General features: G+C 72.6%; 26 protein-coding genes. 15 read left to right on the forward strand and 11 right to left on the reverse strand.

What is annotated here, in order from left to right; translation table 11 throughout:
- Positions 1 to 15 precede the first annotated feature (15 nt).
- From ACLQ23_RS26135 to ACLQ23_RS26150, 4 genes are read left to right on the forward strand one after another with little or no spacing between them, the layout of a single operon-like run.
- Positions 16 to 1,524 (forward strand): PfkB family carbohydrate kinase, encoded by a 1,509-nt coding sequence (locus ACLQ23_RS26135; protein ID WP_425881231.1) that lies wholly within the window; start codon positions 16 to 18, stop codon positions 1,522 to 1,524.
- Positions 1,521 to 2,222, forward strand: a complete 702-nt coding sequence (locus ACLQ23_RS26140) for an SDR family oxidoreductase (RefSeq protein WP_425881232.1) — start codon at positions 1,521 to 1,523, stop codon at positions 2,220 to 2,222. The genes ACLQ23_RS26135 and ACLQ23_RS26140 overlap by 4 nt, the downstream gene beginning before the upstream one ends.
- Complete coding sequence (locus ACLQ23_RS26145; protein WP_387157400.1) at positions 2,219 to 3,172, forward strand: glycosyltransferase family 9 protein; 954 nt, start codon at positions 2,219 to 2,221, stop codon at positions 3,170 to 3,172. The genes ACLQ23_RS26140 and ACLQ23_RS26145 overlap by 4 nt, the downstream gene beginning before the upstream one ends.
- The gene (locus ACLQ23_RS26150; protein ID WP_425881233.1) at positions 3,156 to 4,139 is read left to right on the forward strand and encodes a DNA topoisomerase IB; all 984 of its coding nucleotides are present in this window, start codon (positions 3,156 to 3,158) and stop codon (positions 4,137 to 4,139) included. Before ACLQ23_RS26145 ends, ACLQ23_RS26150 begins: the two co-directional genes overlap by 17 nt.
- 164 nt (positions 4,140 to 4,303) lie before the next feature.
- Here the strand turns inward: ACLQ23_RS26150 and ACLQ23_RS26155 are convergent, their stop codons facing one another.
- The 5 genes from ACLQ23_RS26155 to ACLQ23_RS26175 all read right to left on the reverse strand — a co-directional run bounded on the left by ACLQ23_RS26155 (position 4,304) and on the right by ACLQ23_RS26175 (position 8,905).
- Entirely contained in the window at positions 4,304 to 5,359 is a 1,056-nt protein-coding gene (locus tag ACLQ23_RS26155; protein ID WP_425881234.1) for a helix-turn-helix domain-containing protein, read from the reverse strand.
- 112 nt (positions 5,360 to 5,471) lie between these two features.
- On the reverse strand, positions 5,472 to 5,975 hold the full coding sequence (locus ACLQ23_RS26160) for a hypothetical protein (RefSeq protein ID WP_355595606.1): 504 nt from the start codon (positions 5,973 to 5,975) through the stop codon (positions 5,472 to 5,474).
- A 59-nt stretch (positions 5,976 to 6,034) separates the two neighbouring features.
- On the reverse strand, positions 6,035 to 7,666 hold the full coding sequence (locus ACLQ23_RS26165) for a RecQ family ATP-dependent DNA helicase (protein ID WP_355595766.1): 1,632 nt from the start codon (positions 7,664 to 7,666) through the stop codon (positions 6,035 to 6,037).
- 73 nt (positions 7,667 to 7,739) lie between these two features.
- Positions 7,740 to 8,690, reverse strand: a complete 951-nt coding sequence (locus ACLQ23_RS26170; RefSeq protein ID WP_355595604.1) for a TIGR03557 family F420-dependent LLM class oxidoreductase — start codon at positions 8,688 to 8,690, stop codon at positions 7,740 to 7,742.
- Between the two features lie 89 nt (positions 8,691 to 8,779).
- Entirely contained in the window at positions 8,780 to 8,905 is a 126-nt protein-coding gene (locus tag ACLQ23_RS26175) for a hypothetical protein (protein ID WP_355595602.1), read from the reverse strand.
- 217 nt (positions 8,906 to 9,122) lie between these two features.
- Here ACLQ23_RS26175 and ACLQ23_RS26180 point away from each other — a divergent pair, with 217 nt between their 5' ends.
- Complete coding sequence (locus ACLQ23_RS26180; protein ID WP_355595600.1) at positions 9,123 to 10,616, forward strand: glycoside hydrolase family 3 protein; 1,494 nt, start codon at positions 9,123 to 9,125, stop codon at positions 10,614 to 10,616.
- A 49-nt stretch (positions 10,617 to 10,665) separates the two neighbouring features.
- On the opposite strand, the gene ACLQ23_RS26185 is transcribed toward ACLQ23_RS26180, so the two are convergent.
- Positions 10,666 to 10,953, reverse strand: a complete 288-nt coding sequence (locus ACLQ23_RS26185; RefSeq protein ID WP_425881235.1) for a GNAT family N-acetyltransferase — start codon at positions 10,951 to 10,953, stop codon at positions 10,666 to 10,668.
- Positions 10,950 to 12,179 (reverse strand): cysteine desulfurase-like protein, encoded by a 1,230-nt coding sequence (locus tag ACLQ23_RS26190; protein WP_355630195.1) that lies wholly within the window; start codon positions 12,177 to 12,179, stop codon positions 10,950 to 10,952. Before ACLQ23_RS26190 ends, ACLQ23_RS26185 begins: the two co-directional genes overlap by 4 nt.
- 95 nt (positions 12,180 to 12,274) lie before the next feature.
- Here ACLQ23_RS26190 and ACLQ23_RS26195 point away from each other — a divergent pair, with 95 nt between their 5' ends.
- The 7 genes from ACLQ23_RS26195 (at position 12,275) to ACLQ23_RS26225 (ending at position 16,743) form a co-directional block, all read left to right on the forward strand.
- A complete protein-coding gene (locus ACLQ23_RS26195; RefSeq protein WP_355595594.1) occupies positions 12,275 to 12,640 on the forward strand; it encodes a hypothetical protein in 366 nt (121 codons plus the stop codon).
- 60 nt (positions 12,641 to 12,700) lie between these two features.
- Complete coding sequence (locus ACLQ23_RS26200; protein WP_355595592.1) at positions 12,701 to 13,522, forward strand: DUF1206 domain-containing protein; 822 nt, start codon at positions 12,701 to 12,703, stop codon at positions 13,520 to 13,522.
- Positions 13,523 to 13,604: 82 nt separating this feature from the next.
- The gene (locus ACLQ23_RS26205) at positions 13,605 to 14,846 is read left to right on the forward strand and encodes a mechanosensitive ion channel family protein (RefSeq protein WP_355595590.1); all 1,242 of its coding nucleotides are present in this window, start codon (positions 13,605 to 13,607) and stop codon (positions 14,844 to 14,846) included.
- Between the two features lie 288 nt (positions 14,847 to 15,134).
- Positions 15,135 to 15,611, forward strand: a complete 477-nt coding sequence (locus ACLQ23_RS26210) for a phage holin family protein (protein WP_355595588.1) — start codon at positions 15,135 to 15,137, stop codon at positions 15,609 to 15,611.
- Positions 15,608 to 15,982 carry a DUF3618 domain-containing protein gene (locus tag ACLQ23_RS26215; protein WP_355595586.1) on the forward strand — a complete coding sequence of 125 codons (375 nt, stop codon included), beginning with the start codon at positions 15,608 to 15,610 and terminating at the stop codon, positions 15,980 to 15,982. The genes ACLQ23_RS26210 and ACLQ23_RS26215 overlap by 4 nt, the downstream gene beginning before the upstream one ends.
- The gene (locus ACLQ23_RS26220) at positions 15,979 to 16,251 is read left to right on the forward strand and encodes a DUF4235 domain-containing protein (protein WP_053653463.1); all 273 of its coding nucleotides are present in this window, start codon (positions 15,979 to 15,981) and stop codon (positions 16,249 to 16,251) included. The genes ACLQ23_RS26215 and ACLQ23_RS26220 overlap by 4 nt, the downstream gene beginning before the upstream one ends.
- Positions 16,252 to 16,539: 288 nt before the next feature.
- Complete coding sequence (locus tag ACLQ23_RS26225) at positions 16,540 to 16,743, forward strand: cold-shock protein (protein ID WP_011905669.1); 204 nt, start codon at positions 16,540 to 16,542, stop codon at positions 16,741 to 16,743.
- A gap of 165 nt (positions 16,744 to 16,908) precedes the next feature.
- Here the strand turns inward: ACLQ23_RS26225 and ACLQ23_RS26230 are convergent, their stop codons facing one another.
- Positions 16,909 to 17,100 carry a hypothetical protein gene (locus tag ACLQ23_RS26230; protein WP_355595583.1) on the reverse strand — a complete coding sequence of 64 codons (192 nt, stop codon included), beginning with the start codon at positions 17,098 to 17,100 and terminating at the stop codon, positions 16,909 to 16,911.
- A 94-nt stretch (positions 17,101 to 17,194) separates the two neighbouring features.
- Complete coding sequence (locus ACLQ23_RS26235) at positions 17,195 to 18,178, reverse strand: aldo/keto reductase (protein ID WP_355595581.1); 984 nt, start codon at positions 18,176 to 18,178, stop codon at positions 17,195 to 17,197.
- Positions 18,179 to 18,262: 84 nt separating this feature from the next.
- Between ACLQ23_RS26235 and ACLQ23_RS26240 the strand changes: the two genes are divergently transcribed.
- Both ACLQ23_RS26240 and ACLQ23_RS26245 read left to right on the forward strand, forming a co-directional pair.
- Positions 18,263 to 19,057, forward strand: coding sequence for a trans-aconitate 2-methyltransferase (locus ACLQ23_RS26240; protein ID WP_355630198.1), 795 nt, complete (start codon positions 18,263 to 18,265; stop codon positions 19,055 to 19,057).
- Positions 19,054 to 20,076, forward strand: a complete 1,023-nt coding sequence (locus tag ACLQ23_RS26245) for an adenosine deaminase (protein ID WP_355595577.1) — start codon at positions 19,054 to 19,056, stop codon at positions 20,074 to 20,076. Before ACLQ23_RS26240 ends, ACLQ23_RS26245 begins: the two co-directional genes overlap by 4 nt.
- Positions 20,077 to 20,344: 268 nt before the next feature.
- On the opposite strand, the gene ACLQ23_RS26250 is transcribed toward ACLQ23_RS26245, so the two are convergent.
- Together ACLQ23_RS26250 and ACLQ23_RS26255 are read right to left on the reverse strand one after the other, a co-directional pair.
- On the reverse strand, positions 20,345 to 21,748 hold the full coding sequence (locus ACLQ23_RS26250) for a HAMP domain-containing sensor histidine kinase (protein WP_355595575.1): 1,404 nt from the start codon (positions 21,746 to 21,748) through the stop codon (positions 20,345 to 20,347).
- Between the two features lie 29 nt (positions 21,749 to 21,777).
- Positions 21,778 to 22,467 carry a response regulator transcription factor gene (locus ACLQ23_RS26255; protein ID WP_355595573.1) on the reverse strand — a complete coding sequence of 230 codons (690 nt, stop codon included), beginning with the start codon at positions 22,465 to 22,467 and terminating at the stop codon, positions 21,778 to 21,780.
- A gap of 73 nt (positions 22,468 to 22,540) precedes the next feature.
- On the opposite strand from ACLQ23_RS26255, the gene ACLQ23_RS26260 reads away from it, so the two are divergent.
- Positions 22,541 to 23,461 carry an ADP-ribosylglycohydrolase family protein gene (locus tag ACLQ23_RS26260; protein ID WP_355595571.1) on the forward strand — a complete coding sequence of 307 codons (921 nt, stop codon included), beginning with the start codon at positions 22,541 to 22,543 and terminating at the stop codon, positions 23,459 to 23,461.
- Positions 23,462 to 23,703 lie beyond the last annotated feature (242 nt).

Raw genomic sequence — 23,703 nt, forward strand, 5'->3', positions numbered from 1 at the left:
GATGAGGAGGAAAGCGTGAGGGGACCCGTGGTGGTGGTCGGGGACACCCTGCTCGACCGGGACGTGGAAGGGGTGGTGAACCGCCTCTGCCCGGACTCCCCGGTGCCGGTGCTGGACGAGACCTCGGCTGTAGATAGGCCGGGCGGCGCCGGCCTGGCGGCGGTGTTCGCCGCCGCGCAGGGCGCCGACGTGGTGCTGGTGACAGCGCTCGCCGACGACGCCGGCGGCGCGCGGCTCAGCGCGCTGCTCGCCGCCGCCGGGGTACGGGTGTATCCGCTGGCGCTGCGCGGCGCGACACCGGAGAAGATCCGTCTGCGGGCGCGGGGCCGGGTGCTGCTGCGCCACGACCGTGGCGGCGCCTCCGGTGAGCCGGGCCAGCCCTCCGACGAGGTGCTGCGGGTGATCGCTGCGGCTTCGGCGGTGCTGGTCAGCGACTACGGCCGAGGTGTGGCACGGCAACCAGCGCTGCGGGCCGCGCTGGCGGCCACCCGTGCGCCGGTGGTGTGGGACCCGCACCCGCGCGGCCCGGCCGCCGTACCCGGTGTGCATCTGGCCACCCCGAACGAGGCGGAGGTACGCGACCTGGTCCCCGCGCTGCCCGGAGCGTCGCGCCTGGCCACCGCGTCCCGGGGCGCCCAGGGCCTGCGGCGGCGCTGGCGGGCCGGCGCGGTGGCGGTGACCCTGGGCGGCGACGGCGCGCTGCTCTGCCACGCCGGCTCGACGCCGCTTGTGGTGCCCACGCCGGGCAGCGCCGAGGGGGACACGTGCGGGGCCGGCGACCGGTTCGCCGCCGCCGCCAGCCTGGCCCTAGCCGAGGGTGCGCTGGTCTCCGAGGCGGTGCAGGCGGCTGTCGCCGAGGCGTCCGCGTACGTGGCCGGTGGGGGAGTGGCGGCCGTCCTGCCGCCGGTGCGACCGGCCGGCGAGACGGCATCGCGGGCACCGAGATCGGCAACGAGCCTGCCCGGCGGCGGTGACCGGGTGGGCGTCGCGGCGGTCGCGGCGCTGCTCGCCGAGGTGCGGGCAGCCGGCGGCACGGTGGTGGCCACCGGAGGGTGCTTCGACCTGCTGCACGCCGGGCATGTGGCCACCCTCCAGGCCGCCCGGCAGTTGGGCGACTGCTTGATCGTGTGCGTGAACTCCGACGCCAGTGTGTCCGGGCTCAAGGGCCCGGACCGGCCGGTGATGGCCGAGGGTGACCGAGCGCGGCTGCTGGCCGCACTGGGCTGCGTGGACGCCGTCCTGATCTTCGACGAGCCGACCCCGGACGCGGTGCTGTCCTGGGTGCGACCCGACGTCTGGGTCAAGGGCGGGGACTACGCCACCGGCGGCGGGGACTCCACAGCGCTGCCCGAGGCGGAGGTCCTGCGCCGCTGGGGTGGCAACACGGTGGTGGTGCCCTACCTGGACGGTCGGTCCACCACCGACATGATCGCCCGCTCCACGGGGCAGACCACCGAGGCCGCGCCCGCATTCGGGCAGCCGGCCGCGGTGTCGGTGTCGATGACGCGGGAGGGGACCCGATGACCGCCACGAACCCTGGGGCTGGCCGCACCGTCCTGGTCACCGGCGGGTCCAGCGGTCTCGGCGCGGCGGTGGTCGCCGCTGTGGCCGCGTCCGGTGGCCGTCCGCTGGTGCTGGACCGGCGGCCGCCGGCCGACGGAGTGTCCTGGACGGAGTGCGACCTGGCCGACACCCGGGCCGCCGAGGAGGCCACCCGGCACCTCGCCGAGCAGGCCGGCGGCCTCGACGCGGTGGTCACCGCAGCCGGCATGGACGTGCCGGGTCGCCTCGCCGACGTGCCGGGGGAGACCTGGGACCGGATCGTCGCCGTGGACCTGCTGGCCACCGCCGCCGTGGTCCGGGCCGCCCTGCCGTTCCTGCAGACCTCCGGGGGCCGCATCGTCACGGTCGCGTCCACCCTGGGTGTCAAGGCCGTCAGCGACGCCACCGCGTACTGCGCGGCGAAGTTCGGCGTGGTCGGCTTCACCCGTGCTCTCGCCGCCGAGCTGGCCGGTCAGGTCGGGGTCACCCTGCTCATTCCCGGAGGGATGCGGACCGCGTTCTTCGACGAGCGCGACCCGCAGTACAAACCGGGACCGGATGCCAACCTCAACGACCCCGTGGACACGGCGGCGGCGATCATGTTCGCGCTCAACCAGCCGCCCGGCTGCGCGGTCCGCGAGCTGGTGGTCTGCGCCGAGCAGGAGACGTCGTACCCGTGATCCTCGTGCTGCGCGCCCTCGGCGTCGGCGACCTGGTCACGGCGGTGCCCGCGCTGCGCGCGCTGCGGGCGGCGTACCCCGGCCGGGAGGTGGTGCTCGCCGCGCCCGCCGCGCTGGCACCGCTCGTCGACCTGGTCGGCGGCGTCGACAGGCTTGTGGACACGTCCGGGCTGGACGGGCCGGCCCGGCCGGGCCCGGCTCCCGGGATCGCTGTCAACCTGCACGGACGCGGCCCGCAGTCGCACCGGCTGCTGGCCGCCGCAGGTCCCGCGCGGCTGCTGGCCTTCGCCAACGCCGACGCCGGGTTCGCCGACGGCCCGCGCTGGGTCGACGACGAGCACGAGGTGGACCGGTGGTGCCGGCTGCTGTCCTGGTACGGGATACCTGCCGACCGCACTGACCTCGCGCTGCGCCGGCCCGCGCCGACCGGGCTGCCCGCCGGGGCCACGGTGCTGCATCCCGGCAGCAACGTCCCCGCGAAGCGGTGGCCCGCCGAGCGGTTCGCCGCGTTGGCGCGGGCGCTCACCGACCGGGGGCACCGGGTGCTGCTCACCGGGTCGGCCGACGAGGGGGCGTTGGCAGCCCGGGTGGCCGACGGGGCCGGCCTGGCACCCGACGCGGTGCTTGCCGGCCGTACCGACCTCGGCGCGCTGGCCGGGCTTGTCGCCGATGCCCGGCTGGTGGTCAGCGGGGACACCGGCGTGGCGCATCTGGCCACCGGCTACGGCACACCGTCGGTGGTGCTGTTCGGGCCGGTGCCGCCGGCCCGGTGGGGTCCGCCGCCGGACCGGCCCCGGCACCGTGTCCTCTGGGCCGGCGACCGGGATTGGCCCAGGTGGGACGGGGTAGGAAGCCACCCGACGTTGGCGGCCGTGCACCTCGACGAGGTGCTGGCAGCGGTGGCTGAGGTGGAACGGGTGGTGCGGGTCTCCGGTGCGGTTGCGGCGTAGCGATCCGGGTCGGCCGGGGTACGGCCGTCGGCGGCGTGGCAAGGGCTGGCTCTTCGTCGATCCGACCGGCGCTCCGGTCAAGGACGCCGACGTCCTGGCCCGGCTGCGCGAGCTGGTCATCCCACCGGCCTGGCAGGACGTCTGGATCTCGCCGTACCCGAACGGGCACATCCAGGCGACGGGCGTCGACGCGGCCGGCCGCAAGCAGTACGTGTACCACCCGCAGTGGCGGGAGAAGCAGGACGAGGCGAAGTTCGACCACATGCTGGAGGTGGCCCGCAGGTTGCCGGTGCTGCGCGAGCGGGTGGGGCGCGACCTGGACGGTCGAGGGCTCGGACGCGATCGGGTGTTGGCCACAGTGGCCCGGCTGCTCGACATGGGGATGTTCCGGGTCGGCAGCGACCAGTACGCGGCCGGCGACGAGCCGACGTTCGGTGTGTCCACCCTGCGGCCCGAGCACGCCCGGTCCCGGGGCGGCTGCGTGGTCTTCGAGTTTCCCGCCAAGGGCGGCATCGAGCAGGTACGCCGTATCGAGGACCCGGAGCTGTGCCAGGTGCTCACCAACCTGCGCCGCCGCCGGCGCAAGGCGGACCGGCTGTTCGGTTACTGGGACGGCAGGGAGTGGCGCGACGTGCGCAGTGACGAGGTGAACGGCTACCTGCGTGACGCCAGCGGCGGGGAGATGACGGCCAAGGACTTCCGCACCTGGCACGCCACGGTGCTGGCCGCCACCGAGCTGGCGAGCGTCGGCCCGGCGCGTTCGGTGACCGCCCGGCGCAGGGCCGTCGTGGCGGTGATGCGCGAGGTCGCCGAACTGCTCGGCAACACCGCCACCGTGGCACGGACCTCCTACGTGGACCCCCGGGTGGTCGACCTCTACCACGACGGGGTGGTGGCGTCACTTGACCCGGGGGCGCCGCGTGAGGAGGCCGAACGGGTCGTGTTGGAGTTGCTGGAGAAGGTTTGACCGGCCCTGCCGGCGATCCTGGGGAGAAGGCGACAGGGCCGGAGCGCCGGTTCGTGCCGCCGGGGGCCACACCGGGCGGCCGCCCGCCGCCGATTGGCGGCGGGCGCCTCGCCGCGGCCCCCGTTGGCGGTCGACCGTAGGCCCTCCGCTGGGCGGTGTGGGCGTCAGGTCGGCTGCCGTGATTGCCAGTCTGCCAGGGGTACGTTGTCAGTGGATGCCTGCCGATTGACGATCCGCGCCGGATCGGAGTGGGCCTCGCGGTACGCCTGCGGGCTGAGCCCGTGGGCGGCCCGGAACACCCGGCTGAAGTGGGCCTTGTCGGAGAATCCCCAGCGTGCGGCGATGGCCTGCACGGGCTGGGTGCGCAGCGTCGGGTCGGCGAGGTCACGCCGGCACCGCGCCAGCCGCAGGTCCCTGATGTACGACGCGACCGTGGATTCCTCACCTTCGAAGAGCCTGTGCAGTGAGCGCAGCGAGATGTGGTGGGCGTCAGCGACGACCTGCGGGGTGAGCGCCGGGCTGCCGAGGTGCCTGTGGACGTACGCCTGCACCTGGGTGACGAGAGCGCGTCGGCGGACCTCGGTGGGCACCGCGTCCTCGGCGACCAGGTGCCGCCCGAGCATTGTGGTGGCCAGGTCCAGGCCCACAGCGCCGAGCCGGTTGGCGTCGGCGGCGTGGTACTGCTCGGGACGCCCGGTGATCTGGAGCAGGAACTGCGCCAGCAGCGCCCCGATGCCCTCGCTGCCGGACATCCGGCCGCCGTACAGGGTGGCCATCCGCTGCGGCGACAGCGGCAGCGCGGCGTGCGGGATCAGCATGATGGTCGAGCTGGCTCGGTCCCGTTCCGGTTCGGTCGCGTGGTGGCAGACGTCGTGCGGGCGGGACGCGTCGTAGAAGGTGAACTCACCGGTCCGGATCTCGCTGTGGCGACCGTCCTGGCTGGAGGTGCCGACGCCCTCGGTGGTGAGGGCGAGGATGTGCATCTCCGGGTCGGAGCGCCGGATCAGCCGGCGGGTGCGGGTGGCGTCCAGCGACGGGTACTCGTACTGGATCAGATGGATGGGCCCGAGTTCGATGAAGACGGCGCGGGCGGCGAAGTCGGCGCTGTGCGCGGACTGGATCCGCAGCGGCGCCGAGGTACGCGCGACCAGGTCCAGCCACATGCCGAACCGCTCGGCCGGCGGCAGGACTGTGGTGTCGACGGTGTCCCGGTGCAGCATCTGGCCCTCCCTCATACCCGGCATCATCTCGCCCGGGGCGAAGCGGATCCAGAGGCGGTGCCCGACGACGTACCGGTCGGAGCGGCCGGCACGTCGTCGGATGCGCCGTCGGTCAGTCGTTGAGCACGTGCGCGAGCCGGTCGCGGAAGCGCCGCTCCGAGTCGCTGACCGCCTCGCCGCCGAGGCCGAGCAGCCCGCCGCTGGACGCGGCGCCGACCACCTGCTCGGCGATCTTGACCAGCCAGTGCTTGTACGCCCCGGCCTCACCCTCGTCGACCCGGGCGGCCAGCAACGCGGACGCCTCGCCGGCGCGCACCAGCACGTCGTCGATCATCGCGCGCGGGTCGGCCGGCGCGATGACCGGCAGTTCCTCACCGCTCTCCGGGTCGCCGACCCGGGTCACGATCTCGCCGGCCACGGCGGCGACCAGCGGGCTGGCCGACTCCCGGCCGGCGGCGATGGTCTCCAGTCCTGCCGCGTTCTCCGCCATGGTCCGGCGGGTGCCGTCGGACTCGGCGGCGCTCGCCGCGGTCAACACCGACTGAGGCAGGCCGACAAGCAGCCCCCACTCCCCGTCGGAGAAACCGAAACCGGTGTACGCCGGCTGCTCGATCACGGCAACGCCCCTTCCGCCCTGCTCTGCTCTGCTCTGGTCAATCGGTTGGCCGGGTCAGGCTAGTCCAGCGTCAGCAGACCCTGCTCGGACACCACGCGCACCGACAGCGTCTTGTACCCGACCTCATCGAAGAGAACCGTCATCTTGTCCTCCTCGTAGGAGAGCACCATGCCGCGCCCCCACTCCGGGTGACGCACCTGGCTGTGCACCGGGAAGGGCCCCACCGCGCCCTGGTCGGCCGTGCTGGTGCCGTTGTGGCAGTTGTCGCAGTGCGCGCAGACCTTCGTCATCTGCTCGCCGAAGTAGGCGAGCAGCGTCTGCCCCCGGCAGGCGGTGGTCTCGGCGAAGGCCCGCATCATGTCGGTGCGAGACCGGGTGACGGTCTGCTGCCGCTCGGCCTCGGCAAGCGCCGCCGCCGCCGCGTCCACCGGAGCAGGGGCGTAGCGAGGTGCGCCGATGCGTTGGCGGGCGCGCGGCTCGGCGGCGCCGACCTGCTCCAACAGGGAGAGGTACTGGCCAAGCTTGCGCGGCCCGAGGCCGCTGACCTCGCGCAGTTCGGTCTTGGTGGCCGGCTTGCGGCGCAGCAGCGCGGCCAGGTCCCGCAGCTCGTTCTCGTCCGGCAGGCCACCGCTGAAGAACCGTTGCAGACCGACATCCTCGGCCTGCCAGAGCAGCAGCACCCGGGCCGGCTGCCCGTCACGCCCGGCACGGCCGATCTCCTGGAAGTAGCTGTCCGGCGAGTCGGGCAGTGCCATGTGCACCACCCAGGCGATGTTCGGCTTGTCGATGCCCATGCCGAACGCCGAGGTGGCCACCATGATCGGCACCTCGTCGGCGAGGAAGGCCTCGTGCAGCTCGTTACGCGCGCCGGCCGCCATTCCACCGTGGTAGAACTGCGCCGGGAAGCCGGCGTCGGTCAACCGGCTGGCCAACTCCTCGGCCGAGCGGCGCGTCGGCACGTAGATGATCCCGGGTCGCTCGTCGTCCTGGAGCAACGTGATCAGCCGCCGCCACCGGTAGTCCTCGGTGGGGCAGTGCGCCACCTCCAGGAACAGGTTGGGCCTGTCCAACCCGGACACCACGACCTCCGGCTCGCGCAGCCGAAGCCGGGCGATGATGTCGTCGCGTACCGGCGGGGAGGCAGTGGCTGTCAACGCGACAACCGGCGGACGGCCGATGCCCTCGATGAGGTGACCGAGCGCCAGGTAGTCAGGGCGGAAGTCGTGCCCCCACGCCGAGATGCAGTGCGCCTCGTCGATCGCCACCAGCGCCGGCTTGAGCGCGGCGACCTCGGCCATCCGGTCCGGGTTGCTCAACTGCTCAGGGGTGATGAACAGGAACTCCGCCCGGCCCTCGCGGATCTCGGTGATCGCCTCGGCCTGCTGGGCTGCCGACTCGTTCGAGCTGATCCGCACCGCCCGCAGCTCGGGGCGCTGGCGCTCGTTGAGAGCCGCGATCTGGTCCTGTTGCAGCGCCAGCAGCGGGGAGATCACCACTGTCGGCCCGGGGATCAGGCTCGCCGGGATCTGGTAGATGGCCGACTTGCCGGCGCCGGTGGGCAACACCACCAGAGCGTCACGTCGCTTCATGACCGCGCGCATGGCGGCCAACTGGTTGGGCCGTAGCGCGGTCCAGCCGAAGAGGCTCCGCGCCGCGCGGCGCAACGTCATCGAGTGCGTGGACAGTTTCATCGAGGGCCGGAGGTACCCGAGCCCATGACCGTCGAAACCCTGTTCGACGATCATGGGCTCGCTGGTGCTGGACTCAGCGCAGGCGGGGCAGGACCTCGCGCTGGTACAGGTCGAAAAGCCCTTGGAAGCGCGGGCCGGTGTTTGCCACGTACACCTCGTCGAAGCCGGCCTTGGCGTACTTGTCGATCATCTCCAGGTGCGCCTCGGCGTTGTTGCCGCAGACGAACGCGTCCTTGACCATCTCCGGCGTGACAAGCTCCGAGGCCTGCTCGAAGTGGCGGGGCGAGGGCAGCACCTGGGACAGCTCACCGGGCACCCCCGCGTTGGGCCACCGCTCGTACGCGATGCGCAGGCCCTCCTCCTCGCTGGCCGCGTACGCCGCCTTGAACCCGGCCTGGCAGGGCTTGTCGCCGCCGCCGTTCTCGCGGAAGCGCCGGACCATGTCGCCGTCGGGCATCGTGCTCACGTAGCCGTCGCCGATGCGGGCGGCCAGGTCGATGGCCTTCGGGCCGAACCCCGAGACGTAGATCGGCGGGGGAGTGTCGGGAAGCGTGTAGATGCGGGCGTGCTCGACTGTGTAGTGCTTGCCGTGGTGGTTGACGAAGCCGCCCTCCCACAGCTTCCGGAGCACCTCGACGGCCTCCTCCAGCATCTCCAGCCGGACGTCGGCCTGCGGCCAGGCGTCGCCGAAGATGTGCTCGTTGAGTGCCTCACCGGTGCCGACGCCGAGCACGAACCGCCCGCCGCGCAGCACCGCGCTTGTCGCCGCCGCCTGGGCGATGACGGCGGGGTGGATCCGCACGGTCGGGCAGGTCACCGCCGTGGTGACAGGCAGCGAGCAGACCTGGCTGAGCGCGCCGATCATCGACCAGACGAACGGGCTCTGGCCCTGGGCGTCCACCCACGGGTGGTAGTGGTCGGAGATCCACAGCGCCTCGAAGCCGGCTTCCTCGGCACCGCGCGCCTGCGCCAGCAACTCGGCGGGCGTGTACTCCTCACTGGACAAAAAGTAACCGATCTTCATGGCTTTCCTTCCGGCACGCGAGCCTGCTGATGGGGAGAGCCGTACCCCGGTCGCCGCCGGTCACACCGGCGTGGGTCGGAGGGCCGCGCTCAGCGCTTACCGAACATCGCCCGGATCGCGGCGAGCAGCAGAAGGGCGCCGACCACCAGGCCGAGCAGGCGTACGCCGGGGATGTCGGCAGGGCTCGTCGCGTCGGCCAGGAGAACGGGTTCCATCCCCGCACTCTCCCCGGGGGACCTGCCGCCGGGCAACTGTAAGGTTTATTGACTATTCAATCGCTCGGTGTGACCATGGCAGCACCGCCTGCCCGTGGCGGTGCGCCGACGGCGCGCGAAGAGATGGGGTACGGGGCCGCATGAGCGAGCGCAACCAGCGGGTCGACGCAACCGCGCCGGCACCGGCGACCGACGCCGACCGCCACGAGGGGGCGGCGTGACCGCGCCGACCGGGCACCTGTCGGAGCTCGCCGCAGGCGTCCTGCAACCCGGGTTCGTCGGCACCACCCCACCACAGTGGGTGTGCCGCTGGCTCGGCGAAGGGCTCGGCTCGGTGGTGCTCTTCGCCCGCAACGTCGTCGACACCGCCCAGGTGGCGACCCTGACCGCGACGCTTCGCGCCGAGCGGCCGGACGTCATCGTGGCGATCGACGAGGAGGCCGGCGACGTCACCCGGATCGAGTCGGCGCGGGGCAGTTCCCGGCCTGGCAACTTCGCCCTCGGCGCTGTGGACGACCCGCAGTTGACCGAGGCGGTCGCCCGGGACCTCGGCATCGAACTGGCGGCAGCAGGCATCACCCTCGACTACGCCCCGGACGCCGACGTCAACTCCAACCCGGAGAACCCGGTGATCGGCGTCCGCTCGTTCGGGGCCGACCCGCAGTTGGTGGCCCGGCACACCGCCGCCTGGGTACGCGGCCTCCAGTCCGGTGGCGTCGCCGGCTGTGCCAAACACTTCCCCGGGCACGGCGACACCCGGGTCGACTCCCACCACGACCTGCCCCGCATCACCGCCGACCGGGAACGGCTGGACGCCTGCGAATTGGCGCCGTTCCGGGCCGCCATCGCCGCCGGAGTGCAGGCGGTGATGACCGGCCACCTGCTGGTGCCCGCACTCGACGAGGAGCTTCCGGCCACGCTGAGCCACCGCATCCTGGGCGGCCTGCTCCGCGACGAGCTGGGCTTCTCCGGCGTGGTGGTGACCGACGCGGTGGAGATGCGCGCCGTCGCCGACCGCTACGGCTTCGCCGGGGCTGCGGTCCGGGCACTCGCCGCCGGGGCCGACGCGATCTGTATCGGCGGCGAACGGGCCGACGAGCAGGCCGCCCGCGAACTGCGCGACGCCATCGTGGCAGCGGTCGTCTCCGGCGAACTGCCCGAGGAGCGCCTCGCCGAAGCGGCCAAACGGGTCGGACAACTCGCGGCCTGGACCGTCGCCGCCCGCAACGCCCGCAACGCCGCACCGCGCGGCGGCAGCGACGTCGGGCTGGTCGCCGCCCGCCGAGCCGTACGCGTCACCACCGCGCCGGCAGGCCGGGAAACGCTGCCGCTGACCCGCGCGGCGTACGTGGTCGAGTTCGAGGCGCCCCGCAACATCGCCATCGGCGCGGAGACACCGTGGGGCATCGGCGAGCCGCTCGGCGACCTGCTGCCCGGCACGACGACGGTCCGCTACGGCGAGCCCGACGTACCTGCCGACCCGGGCGTCGCGGCCGGCGACCGCCCGCTGGTGCTCGTGGTCCGCGACCTGCACCGGCACGAGTGGATGCGCGCCGCCGTGCACCGGGCGCTGGCCGCCCGGCCCGACGGGATCGTGGTCGAGCTGGGCGTGCCCGAACTGGTCGCCGGGGCGGTGCACCTGGCCACCCACAGCGGCACCCAGGCCAGCGGGCAGGCCGCCGCAGAGACACTGACCGGCCGCCTCCGCTGACCCCATCCACGCGCCCCCGGCCGTCAGCTCACGGCTGACGGCCCGGGGGTCACGGCGCTTCGGCGACCAGGTCGGCGTAGTCGGGGTGCTTGTCGATGAACGCGGCCACGAACGGGCACTGCGGCACCAACCGGCCGCCCCGGGCGCGGACCTGGTCCAGGGTGCCCCGGATCAGCGCGCCACCGACGCCCTTGCCCTGGAAGGCCCGGTCCACCTGGGTGTGCGTGAAGACCAGCACCTCCCCGCGCGGTACGTACGCTGTGAAACCGGCCAGCGCGTCGTCGACCAGGATCTCGAAACGGTTCTTGGCGGGGTTGTCCTCGACGAGGGTGCTCACCTGGCCATTCTCTCCCCGTCGGCGGCCACCGCATCCAGTTCGGTGAGCAACCGGTCCACCTCGTCGGCAGTGTTGTAGTGGTAGATGCTGGCCCGCACCGCGCCACCGCTGTCACGCAGCCCCATCGTCTGGAAGTACTCGTAGGCGTAGTAGTCACCCGACGACAGGCAGAACCCGGCGGCCCCCAGCGCCTCCTGGGTGGCCACCGGCGACATCCCGGCGACCCGGAAGGAGATCGTCGGGCAGCGCCGGGCCGGTGACCCGTACACGGTGACGGCCGGCCGCTCGGCGAGCCCGGCCAGCAGCCGGTCCAGCAGGGCCGCCTCGTGCGCCTGCGCGGCGGTCAGCCCGGCACGCAGCCGCGCCCGCCGGTCCCCGACCGCGTCCGGGTCCAGCCCGGCCAGGTGATCCACAGCTGCTGTCACGCCGGCCAGCAGCGCGAAGCTCGGGGTGCCGTACTCGAAGCGATCCGGTACCGCGTCGGGCGACGGGATCAGCTTCGCCGGACGCAGCGCCGCCAGCCGGGCCGGGTCGGCAGCCACCATCGCGGCCAGGTGCGGCCCGGACCACTTGTAGGCGCTGGTGACGAGCACGTCGGCGCCGAGCGATGCCAGGTCGGTCGGCCCGTGCGGCACCGCGTGCACCCCGTCGACGTAGACGAGCGCGCCGACCGCGTGCGCCACCTTGGCGATCGCCGGCACGTCCGGCACGGTGCCGATGGCGTTGCTGCCCCCGGTCACCGCCACCACCCGCGTCCGCTCACCCACGAGATCGGCGTACTGCCCGACGGGCAGCTCACCGGTGGCCCGGTCGAACTCGGCCCAGCGCACCGTGGCGCCGGCCGCCTCGGCGGCCTGCACCCACGGGCGCACGTTCGCGTCGTGGTCGAGCCGCGAGACCACCACCTCGTCGCCCGGCCGCCAGCCCGCGCCGAGCGTCCGGGCCAGGGTGTACGTCAGCGCTGTGGCGCTCGGACCGAGCACCACCCCTGCCGGGTCGGCGCCGAGCAGGTCGGCCACCGCCGAGCGGGCGGCGGCCACCATCTCCAGGGAACGGCGGCCCGGTACGAACGCGGCGCTGCGGTTGCCGAGGGCCGTACGCATGGCGTCGGTGACCGCGTCGATCACGCCGACCGCTGTCTGCGTGCCTCCGGCCCCATCGAAGTGGACGAAGCCCTCGGCCAGGGCGGGATATGCGGCCCGGGTGCGGGCGATGTCGAAGGCCATGCCGGGACCCTAGCCGGTGCGCTCGCGCCGCCGGTCAGCCACCGTGTTGATCGACGGAGGAGGTGGCCTCGCGGCGGTCTCGTACGCTTGGCGGCGTGACGAACAGACCCGCCACCAAACCGATTCCTCCCGTCCGCCGCGCCGCCGGCCTGTTCGCCGGTCTGGCGCTCGGCCTCGCCGTGCTGGCTGGCTGCAGCTCGCAGGGCGCCTCCACCGACTGCGGGCTGGACGCCTGCACTGTCACCTTCGAGCGAGGTGTCGAGGCGAGCGCCACGATCCTGGGCGTCGAGGCCAAACTGGTCGGCGCCGAAGGAGACCAGGTGACCATCGAGGTCGCCGGCGAGCAGCTCACCCTCACCACCGGCCAGCAGGCCACCGAGGCCGGTGGCTTCGCTGTCACGCTGGACAGCGTCACTGACCAGCAGGTCAAGATTCGCGTTTCGCGTAACCCGGGCAACTGACCTGGGGCGGGCGGCGGTGGCCGACGTTTGAGAATCTTCCCAATCGGAGATTGTGGCGCCATGTCACTTACTCGTAACGCCGAAGCCACCGCCTCCCGCACGGCGGACAGCAGGTGGCTGGAACTGCTAGCCCGTGCCGGTTTCATCGGCTACGGCATCGTGCACCTGCTCTTCGCCTGGCTGGCGTTGCAGATCGCATTCGGCTCGCCCTCCGAGGACGGAGACCAGTCCGGTGCGCTGCGGACGCTTGCCCAGCAGCCGCTGGGCAAGTTCCTCGTCATCGCCATCGCTGTCGGTCTGCTCGCCATGGCGATCTGGCAGGCGCTGGAGGCGGCGGTCGGGCACCGCGCCGAGCGGGGCAAGGAACGGGTCATGGAACGGGTCGCCTCGGTCGGGCGGACCATCGTCTACCTCTACTTCGCCTGGACCGCGTTCAAGGTCTTCTCCGACGCCGACTCGAACAGCGCCGACAACCAGGAGGCCCTGACCGGTCAGCTGATGACCTCCACCGGTGGTCGCTGGCTCGTCGGTCTGGCCGGGCTGGGTCTCGCCGCGCTCGGTGTCGGCCTGGTGATCTACGGCATCCGCAAGAAGTTCGAGAAGCACCTGAAGACCGGCGAGATGAGCCCGAAGACCCGGCAGTTGGCCCGCCGCCTCGGCATGGCCGGGTACGTCGCCAAGGGCACCGCGTTCGGCATCTCCGGCCTGCTGATCATCGTTGCGGCGGTGAACTACGACCCGGAGAAGGCACGTGGTCTGGACGCCGCGCTGCACACGCTGCGCGAGCAGTCCTACGGCACGTTCCTGCTGGCCCTCGTCGCTCTCGGCATCGCCGCCTTCGGCATCTACTGCTTCCTCCAGTCCCGGTACCGCAAGGTCTGAGCTGGCCGATCCCGGGGGCGCCGGGCACTATTGGGCTTTTGCCCGAGATCCGTCCCCCTGGTCGAAGGGAAGCACCACACCCGTGCAGAGTTATCTCGTAACGGCCGTCGCCGCGCTCGCCGCGGCGGCGGTCGCTCTCTTCCTGGCCGCTGTCACCCACCGCCTCACCCGGCGGTTCGGTCGCCGGTCGCTGCTGCTGACCGAGCTGACCGACCACGCGCACCGCCCGTTCCAGGTCGCGGTGACCGTCCTGGCCGTGCAACTCGGCGTTCGGTTCAGCACCGGGTACGCGATCGGCACCCCCTGGCGCAAGGTACTGCTGCACCTGCTTGTGCTCTGCGCCATCGCCAGCGCGGCCTGGCTCGTGGCGTCGCTGCTGGTGGTCGTGGAGGACACCGCGCTGGCCCGGTTCCGGGTCGACGTACCCGACAACCGGCACGCCCGACGGGTACGTACCCAGGTGGTGATGCTGCGCCGGCTGACCATCGCGGTGATCGTCATCCTGACCGTCGGCGTCATGCTGATGACCTTCCCGAGCGTGCGCGGCATCGGCGCCGGCGTGCTGACGTCCGCGGGTGTCGTCGGTGTGGTCGCCGCGCTTGCCGCGCAGAGCCTGCTCGGCAACGTCTTCGCCGGCCTGCAACTCGCGTTCAGCGACGCGGTCCGCCTCGACGACGTGGTGGTCGTCGAGGGGGAGTGGGGTCGGATCGAGGAGCTGACCCTCAGCTACGTGGTGGTCCAGATCTGGGACGACCGGCGGCTGATCCTGCCCACCTCGTACTTCACGAGCAAGCCATTCCAGAACTGGACCCGGACCGAGGCGGCGGTGCTCGGCACCGCCGAGTTCGACGTGGACTGGGCGGTGCCGGTGCAGGTCATGCGCGAGGAACTGCGCCGCCTGGCCGAGGGCACCGAGCTGTGGGACGGCCGGGTCTGCGTCCTTCAGGTCACCGACGCCACCGGCGGGACCGTGCGGCTACGCGCGCTGGTAAGCGCCGCCGACGCGGGCAGCCTGTGGGACCTGCGCTGCCTGGTCCGCGAACACATGGTGGCCTGGGTCCGCGACAACCGCCCCACCGCGATGCCCCGGATGCGTACCGAGTTGGGCGATGCCACAAGCAACCTTCCCTGGCAGTGGGTGCAGCCTCGCCGCCCGGCCCGCCGTCCGAGCGACACCGAGGTCCCCGACGACGCGCGGGTCTTCGGCGGCAGCGACGACGGCGAAGCCCGCAGCGAAGCCTTCATCGGCCCAGATGAAACCCAAACCGCACCCGCAGCCCTCGCCCAGCCCCCGTCCACCGTCCCCGTCCCCCCGACCCGATGATCATGAGGTTGGCGGGGCCCGACCAGCCCTGCTGATCCGCCAACCTCATGATCAACAGGCCCCGGGGTGGGTGGGGAGGCCAGCGGGCGGGGTGGAGTGGGTGAGGTGGGAGGTTTGGTTGGGCTTGGGGCGGGGATCTGCTGCCGGGTGTCTTTCCCGGTCCGGGTTGCGCGGCGGATTGGCGGCGTGGCTACCGGACAACGCGGACAGCTACTCGCTCGGTGCGCTCTAGGATTGACGAGCGGCAACTCCGGGCATACAGCGCGGTGATGAGGAAAGGAGGACAGCATGGCTGACGTGACGAATTCCCGCACGTCCCGCAATGGGAGTGAGCCCTCCACCGCCGAGTTGGTGCAACGGGCCACCGAACAGGTTTCCCGCCTGGTGCGGGACGAACTGGCGCTGGCCCGGGCGGAGTTGACCCAGAAGGGCAAGCACGCCGGCATCGGGATCGGTCTGTTCGGCGGCGGGGGCGCACTGGCGTTCTACGGGCTGGGCGCGTTGGTCGTCACGGCGATCCTGCTGCTCGACCTGGTGCTGCCCGCCTGGGCTGCCGCGCTGATCGTGGCGGTGGCGCTCTTCCTGGTGGCCGGCATCCTTGCCCTGGTCGGCAAGAAGCAGGTCAGCCGTGCGGTCCCGCCGGTGCCGGCGGCCACGGTCCGCAGCCTCCGGGCTGACGTGGACACCGTCACCGCCGCAGTGAAGGACGGACGAGCCGCGGTGCGGGACAAGGGTGCCGCGGTGACGGACAGGGGACGGGCATGACGGGCAACGGGACGGGCGACACCGAGGCGCTCCGTGAGGAGATCCGCCGCACCCGGGTCGAGCTGGGCGAGACGATGGAGGCGCTGGCCGCCAAGGCGGACGTCAAGGCCCGCCTGAAGGAGTCCGCCGACCAGGCACGGGCGCGCATGCGCGAGCAGGCGGCGCAGACCGTGGCCCGGGTCCGCGGGCAGGCCGCGCGCGGCGCCGAGGTGGCCCGCGCGCAGGCGTACGACAAGGGTGGGCTGGTGCGCGCACAGGCGCACGAGAAGGGCGAGTTGGTTCGGCGCAACCCGGTGCCGTGGGCGGCGATCGCCGCCGGCGCGGTGGTCACCGTGGTCGTGCTGATGATCGTGCGGGGGAGGCGTAGGTGAGCAAGAGCATCGGCAGGACCGCGTACCGGCCGGTCGGCGTGCTGTTGGGAATCGCGGCGGGCACGGTGGCCGGCGCGATCTTCCGGCAGGTCTGGAAGGTCACGGCGGGCGACGGTGAGGCGCCCAATGCGACCGACGAGGACCGTCGCTGGGGCGAGATCCTGGCCGCCGCGGCGTTGCAGGGAGCCATCTTCGCTGTCGTCCGGGCCGCAGTGGACCGGGGCGGGGCGGTGGGTGTCCGCCGCATGACCGGCCACTGGCCGGACTGACGGCGTATGACTCGAAGGCCCCCTTTCCGCAACAGCGGGAAGGGGGCCTTTCGCATACCTTGGCGGACCGCCCAGCGATGTCAGGCATCCGTCAGGTCACATGTCGGAGAAATTCGTCGGACAGGTCGTGCAGACTTTTTGCGTACGTGATTTGCTGTTCCACGCTGTTGCGAGATGGCGTGGGTTGAGAGAAGTCTCCTTCGTGGGGGCCGCCTCAGACGCCGCTGCTCGAAAACGGCCAATCGGCCGCACGGCGTGCACGGCCGCCAGTTTTAGAAGGAGATACACATGGCGCAGGGAACCGTGAAGTGGTTCAACGCTGACAAGGGCTTCGGCTTCATCACCGTCGACGGCGGGGGTGCTGACGTGTTCGTCCACTTCTCGGCCATCCAGACCAGCGGCTACCGCACGCTGGAGGAGAACCAGCGGGTGGAGTTCGAGATCGCTCAGGGTCAGAAGGGCCCGCAGGCCGAGCAGGTCCGTCCGCTCTGACAAAACTGGTCGGCCCCCACCGGCCAGTAAGACGATCCGACCAGGGGTAGTTGGGAAGCCCCGCATCCTGCCCGGGATGCGGGGCTTCCACGCCAGAGGCGACCGGCCGACCACCGGGCCAGCCGGTGGCCGCGCACCACGCGACACTGTGGACGGCGGTGCGGGTCAGCGGCGCCGGGAGCGCAGACCCCACCAGAGCGTCGCCAGCCCGAGCACGGCCACGATCGGCCCGAGTACGGCCCAGAGCGGCTCGTCGGTCATCACGCTGCCGCCGACGTACCCGAGGCCCTGCACCGTCCACAGGGCACCGACCACAAGCGCGAGCAGGCCGAGGGTGAGTGTCAGCCAGCCCCTCATCGTGCTCCCTCCACACCGGATCCGGCCGTACGCGGCTGGGACGCCTCAGCCTGGCCGTTCGAGCCGGACGGCGCGGGCATCCCCGGTGCGCGGATCACCACCGGTCGTGCACCTGCGGGCGGATCAGCTCGTCGTAGACCTCGCGTACCCCGGCCAGTTGCGCGTCCGTGAGGGCCGGCAGGTCGGCGGCGGCGGCGTTGCGCCGGGCCTGCTCGGCGTCGCGGGCACCGGGGATGACGACTGTGACGCCGGCCTGGTCGAGCACCCAACGCAGCGCGAACTGCGCCATCGTGCGGTCGGAGTCGACGAGAGGCGCGAGCCGGCGGACCGCGGCCAGGCCCTGCGCGTAGTCGACGCCGGAGAACGTCTCGCCGACGTCGAACGCCGCGCCGTGCCGGTTGAAGTTGCGGTGGTCGTCGGCCGGGAATTCGGTGTTCTCGTCGTACCGGCCGGAGAGCAGGCCGCTGGCCAGTGGCACCCGGGCGATGATGCCGACCCCGGCCTGCGCCGCCGCCGGAAGCACCTGCTCCAGCGGCTTGTGCCGAACCGCGTTCAGGATGATCTGGACGCTCGCCACGCCGGGCCGGGCGATGGCCGTGAGCGCCTGGTCGCAGGTCTCCACGCTGACGCCGTACCCGGCGATGGCCTTCTCGGCGACGAGGGTGTCCAGGGCGTCGAAGACCGCGTCGTCGGCGAAGACGGCGGTGGGCGGGCAGTGCAGCTGGACCAGGTCCAGGGTGTCCATGCCGAGGTTGGCCCGGGACCTGTCGGTCCACTGCCGGAAGTTGGCGAGGGTGTACGCCTCCGGGCGCTGCTCGACCCGGCGGCCCATCTTGGTGGCCACTGTCAGGCCGGCGTCGGGACGGGAGCGCAGGAAGCGGCCGATGAGCTGCTCGCTGCGGCCGTCGCCGTACACGTCGGCGGTGTCCAGGAAGGTGACCCCGGCGTCGACGGCGGCGGTCAGCACCGCCGTGGCGTCGGCCTCGCTGACGGTGCCCCAGTCGGCGCCGAGTTGCCAGGCACCCAGGCCGACCACTCCGACGGTCCGGCCGAGCCGGTTGAAGCTGCGCTGTTCCATGCCCCGAGCCTAGTGATCGGGTTGCCGGCCTGCCACGCGAGTCATATCGTCAAACAAGACGGACGTACGGTTTGGGAGGCTGCGATGTGGGATCCGACGACGTACCTGCGCTATGGCGACGAGCGCTCCCGGCCGTTTCACGACCTGGTGGCCCGGGTCGGGGCGACCCGACCCCGCGCGGTGGTCGACCTCGGTTGCGGCCCCGGCCAGCTCACCGCGACCCTCGCCGAGCGGTGGCCCACCGCCCGGGTCCTCGGGCTCGACTCCGCACCCGAGATGATCGACCAGGCCAAAGCCCTGCCGACGCCCGTCGAGTACACCGTGGCCGACCTGCGCGACTGGCGGCCGACAGGCGACGAGGACGTGGTCGTCACCAACGCGGCGTTGCAGTGGGTACCCGGCCACCAGGAGCTGCTGCGACGGTGGGCCGCCGACCTGCCGGCCGGTGCCTGGCTCGCCATGCAGGTCCCCGGCAACTTCGACGCGCCGTCGCACCGGGCGCTGCGCGAGGTCGCCAACCGGCAGGTGTGGCAGGCCGCGCTGGCCCCGCTGCTGCGCGCCGACCCGGTCGACGACCCTGCCGACTACGCGCAGCTGCTGACCGCCGTCGGATGCGCCGTGGACGCCTGGGAAACTACCTACGTGCATCTGTTGCCGGCCGGACCCGCCGCCGACCACCCGGTGCTGGCCTGGATGGAAGGCACCGCGCTACGCCCGGTCCGGGCCGCGCTGGACGCCGCCGGCTGGTCGGCCTTCCGGGCCGAACTGGGGGTACGGCTCGCCGCCGCGTACCCGGTGCGGCAGGGTCAGGTGTACTTCCCGTTCCGTCGTGTCTTCGTCGTCGCCCGCACCGGCGACCGTGCCCAGGAGAATCCGTGACCGACCTGTCCACCTTCATCGCCGGCCTGCCCAAGGTGGAGCTGCACGTGCACCACGTCGGCTCCGCCTCGCCCCGGATCGTCGCCGAGCTGGCCGCCCGGCACGAGGGACGCACGCCGGTGCCGGCCGACCCCGAGGCGCTCGCCGACTACTTCGAGTTCCGTGACTTCGCGCACTTCATCGAGGTCTACCTGAGCGTCGTCGACCTCATCCGCGACCCGGAGGACGTCTGGATCCTCACCCACGAGGTGGCCCGGGAGTTGGCCCGCCAGCAGGTCCGGTACGCCGAGCTGACCATCACCCCCTACTCGCACGTGAGCAGGGGCATCCCCGCGCCCGCGTTCTGCGAGGCGATCGAGGACGCCCGTAAACGCGCCGCCGCCGACTTCGGCCTCGACCTGCGCTGGTGCTTCGACATCCCCGGTGAGGCAGGCTTGCCCGCCGCCGAGGAGACGCTGCGCATCGCGCTCGACCAGCGCCCCGACGGGCTGATCAGCTTCGGGCTGGGCGGCCCGGAGATCGGCGTACCCCGGCCGCAGTTCCGGCCCTTCTTCGACCAGGCCCGCGCCGCCGGGCTCCGCTCGGTGCCGCACGCCGGCGAGACCACCGGCCCGCAGACGGTCTGGGACGCGCTGCGCGAGCTGGGCGCCGAGCGGATCGGGCACGGCATCTCCGCCGCACAGGACCCGGAACTGCTCACGTACCTGGCCGAGCGGCAGATCGGGATGGAGATCTGCCCGACGTCCAACGTACGGACCCGGGCCGTGGGGAACCTCGACGAGCACCCGCTACCCCGGCTGGTCGAGGCCGGACTGCTCGTCACGATCAACTCCGACGACCCGCCGATGTTCGGCACCACCCTCAACGACGAGTACGCGGTGGCGGCCCGTCTGCTCGCGGCGGGCCCGCGAGAGGTGGCCGGGCTGGCCCGCAACGCGGTGACCGCGTCGTTCCTCGACCCCGCCGGCAAGCAGCGGATCCTCGCCGAGATCGACGCCCACCTCGCCGCCGCGAGCTGAGCCCACTGGGCGCGGGCCGAGCGGGCGTTCGCGGCGGGGGAGCAGGGCGCGCGGCGGGAGCGTGGGGTGTGGGGGGACCTGGACTCCCGCCGCGCGCGCGGCTCCACCGGCCCGTGGGTGCGCTGCGCGCTGACCGGTGGAACTGGTGGGTTCGTTTACCGATCCTGGCAGCCCGCGACCGCTCCATCACGCTCGTTAATTGCGATCTAAGGAAGACTTGCGCCAGCGCACAGCCCGCGCCCGTCAGCCGCCCTCGGGAGGGCGCCGATCAGGTGTCGGTGGGGCGCTGCCGAGGCCAGCGCCGGCCGCTCGTCTTCGGGTCCCGGGCGTCCCGCGCCATCCGCCCGACCAGGCCGAACCGGTTGACCTGACGGGGCGTCGCCTCCGGGTCGGCGAGCAACATCACCACGCTGGCGCCGCCCAGCCGAGCCCGGTCGATGCTCACCGACCCGTTGGCCTGCAACGACACACGCTTGGCGATATCCAGGCCGAGCCCTGTCGAGCCCTGGTCGCTGGTGCCCCGGCGTAGCGCCCGGTCCGGGTCGGGGATGCCGGGGCCCGCGTCGTCGACCCGGATCGCCACGTACCCGTCGCGGCGGGACACGGCAACCTCGAACGCCGTCCCCTGCGGGGTGTAGCGGAAGACGTTGCCGATCACCGCGTCGAGCGCGGCGGCCAACTCGGCACGCGGCACCGGAGCGGGAATACGCAGCTGAGCGCCGATCACCCGGTGCGGACGGTTCTGGTCGCCGGCCAGCGCGGCCCAGAAGACCATCCGGTCCCGGACCACCTCGCTGACGTCACACATCGCAGGCCCGGCCTCGTGCGCCACCGCCTTGCGGGTGGTCTTGATCAGCACGTCGATCTCACCCTCAAGGGTGACGATCGCCTGCCGGATCCGCCGGATGCCCCGCAGCCGGTCCAGCTCCGCCTGACTGAACGAACCCACGCTCGTGTCGTCGGACTCCAACGCCTCCGCGTCCAGCCGGAGCACTGTCAACGGCGTACGCAGCCGGTGCGACAGGTCCGCCACCAACTCCCGCTCGTCGGTACGCGCCGCGTCCAGCCGATCGGCCATCCGGTTGAACGCGTACCCGGCCTCGGCCAGCTCGCGGGGGCCGGTCGGCTCCACGCGTACGCCCAGGTCGCCGTCGCCGATCGAGAGCGCCGCCTTGACCAGACCCCGTGTGGAGTCCACCGCGCGGGCGGCGACCCGGTCGACAACAAGCACCGCCGCGCCGACCATCGCCGCGCCGACGGCGAACAGCAGCAACCACGTGCCGCCGGCACCCTCGCCCAGCCGGGAATCCGGTACGAAAACCTCGACCACCGCCGTCTGGTCGCCCAGGACCACCGGGTCGAGGCGGACCACCCCGCCGTCGACGTCAGCGACAAGCGAGCGCAGGTCGGCGCGGGCCTGCGCCAGGTCGCTGCCGCTGGCCCGGCCGTCGGACTCGTCCAACCCGAGCCCGTGCACCACCGGGCGGGTCGGCGCGCCCTCGGCGCTGGCCACCACTGCCCGCTCGACCACCGCCGGGTCGGTGCTCACCGCCAGCGCCCCGGTCACCAGCGCGCTGCGGCGGGCCGCGTCGGCGATCGCCTCCTCGCGGGTCTGCTCACGCAGGCTCAACCCCAGGGGAACCAGGAAGACGAGCGCGACGAGGCTGCACATGCCGGCCGTGAGGAGGGCCAGCGCCGTCCTCAGTCCGGTGCCACCAGCCGGAACCCGACCCCCCGCACGGTGCGCAGGTAGCGCGGCTTCGCCGCGGACTCGCCCATCTTTCGGCGAAGCCAGTACAGGTGAACGTCGATGGTCTGATCCTCGCCGACCGATGGCTGCCGCCATACCTCCTCCAAGAGTTCGCGGCGGGACACTACCCGCCCGGGTCGTGCGGCGAGATAGGCCAGCAGGTCGAATTCCTTGCGGGTCAGCGCCAGCGGCTCCCCGTCGAGGACGGCGCTGCGCTCACCGACGTCCACCCGCAGCCCGCCTACCGTGTGCACCGCAGGCTGCACCGTGCGGCTGGCCCGCCCGGCCCGACGCAGCACCGTGGTGATCCGGGCATCCAGGTGCGCGCCGGTGAAAGGCTTCACCATGTAGTCGTCGGCACCGGCGCGCAGCAGCTTGACCACCGACTGCTCGTCGTCGCGAGCGGTGGCGATGATGATCGGGATGTCGGTGATGCCCCGCAGCATCCGCAACGCGTCCGAGCCGTCCAGGTCGGGCAGGCCGAGGTCCAGGACGACCAGGTCAGGTGTCTCCGCGGCGACCCGGCGCAGCGCGTCCAGCGCGGTGCCCACGGCGTGCACCGCGTGCCCCCGGTCAGCGAGGGACCGCAGCATCGCGCCGCGTACGACGTGATCGTCTTCGACCAGGAGTACGGAGGCCACGACAAGACCGTACTTTGCCTGGCAAGTTGATCGCGTTGCGACGTACCTGGGAACGGGGCAAGCTGGTACAACGATGTCCTTCACCCTGTTTGCCGACGCCCGCCTGGCGCTCGCCCGGGACAGCCTCGCCGGCCTCTCCACCGGCGACGCGCTCGGCGCGCAGTTCTTCCTGTCGGGGCCGGCGCTGGAGCAGCTCACCGAGGCGACCCTGCCGCCGGCGCCATGGGAGTGGACCGACGACACCGAGATGGCCTGCTCGGTGGTCGCCGAGCTGGCCGCGTCCGGCAGCATCGACAGGGACCGACTGGCACTGGCGTTCGCCGAGCGCTGCGCCGCACAGCGGGGCTACGGCCCCGGCGCGATGATGATCCTGCGGTTGATCCGCACCGGCACCCCGTGGCCGGTGGCCGCCGCCTCCGCCTTCGACGGGCAGGGCTCCTGCGGCAATGGTGCGGCCATGCGGGTCGGCCCGCTCGGCGCGTACTTCGCCGACTCCACGGCCCGTGCCGCAGCGCAGGCCCGCGCCTCGGCCGAGGTGACCCACGCGCACTCCGAGGGGATCGCCGGCGCGGTCGCCGTGGCCGTCGCCGCCGCGCTCGCCGCCCGAGCCCGCCTCGACGGCCATCGGCCCGCACCGGACCGGCTGCTCGCCGGCATCGCCGCCGCCATCGACCCGGGCACCGAGGTGCACCGCTGTGTGCAGCGGGCCATCGGGCTGCTCGGCCGGCCGCTGCCCCGGGTGGTGGCGGCGCTCGGCAACGGCTCGCGCGTGACCGCCCAGGACACCGTCGGGTTCACCCTCTGGGTCGCGGCCACGTACCTCGACGACTACCCGGCGGCGATCCGGGTCTGCGTTCAGGCCGGCGGGGACGTCGACACCACCGCCGCCATCGCAGGCGCGGTCGTCGCCGCGTACACCGGTGTCGGCACGCCCGGGGGAGTGCCCAAGGCCTGGCTGGCGGCGCGCGAGCCGCTGCCCCACTGGCTGCCCTGACCGCCAAGCTGGGAGTGCTCTAACTGGCGGGCGTCGTGACCGCGTGGGCGTCGTGACCGTGGGGCGTCGTGACCGTGGGGCGTCGTGACCGCTTGGTTGCCTGGCCTCACAGGCTGCGCTCGACAGCCCGCCGGGGGGTCACGTCACCTTTGCTCTGCTTCAACCTACGCAACACAAAGGCCCTCAAACTGTTGCGCGGGTTGAAGCAGAGCAAAGGACGCATGGGGGCCCCGGGGTTCGCT

The sequence above is a fragment of the Micromonospora sp. DT41 genome (genome assembly GCF_049841715.1).
Lineage (GTDB): Bacteria > Actinomycetota > Actinomycetes > Mycobacteriales > Micromonosporaceae > Micromonospora > Micromonospora profundi.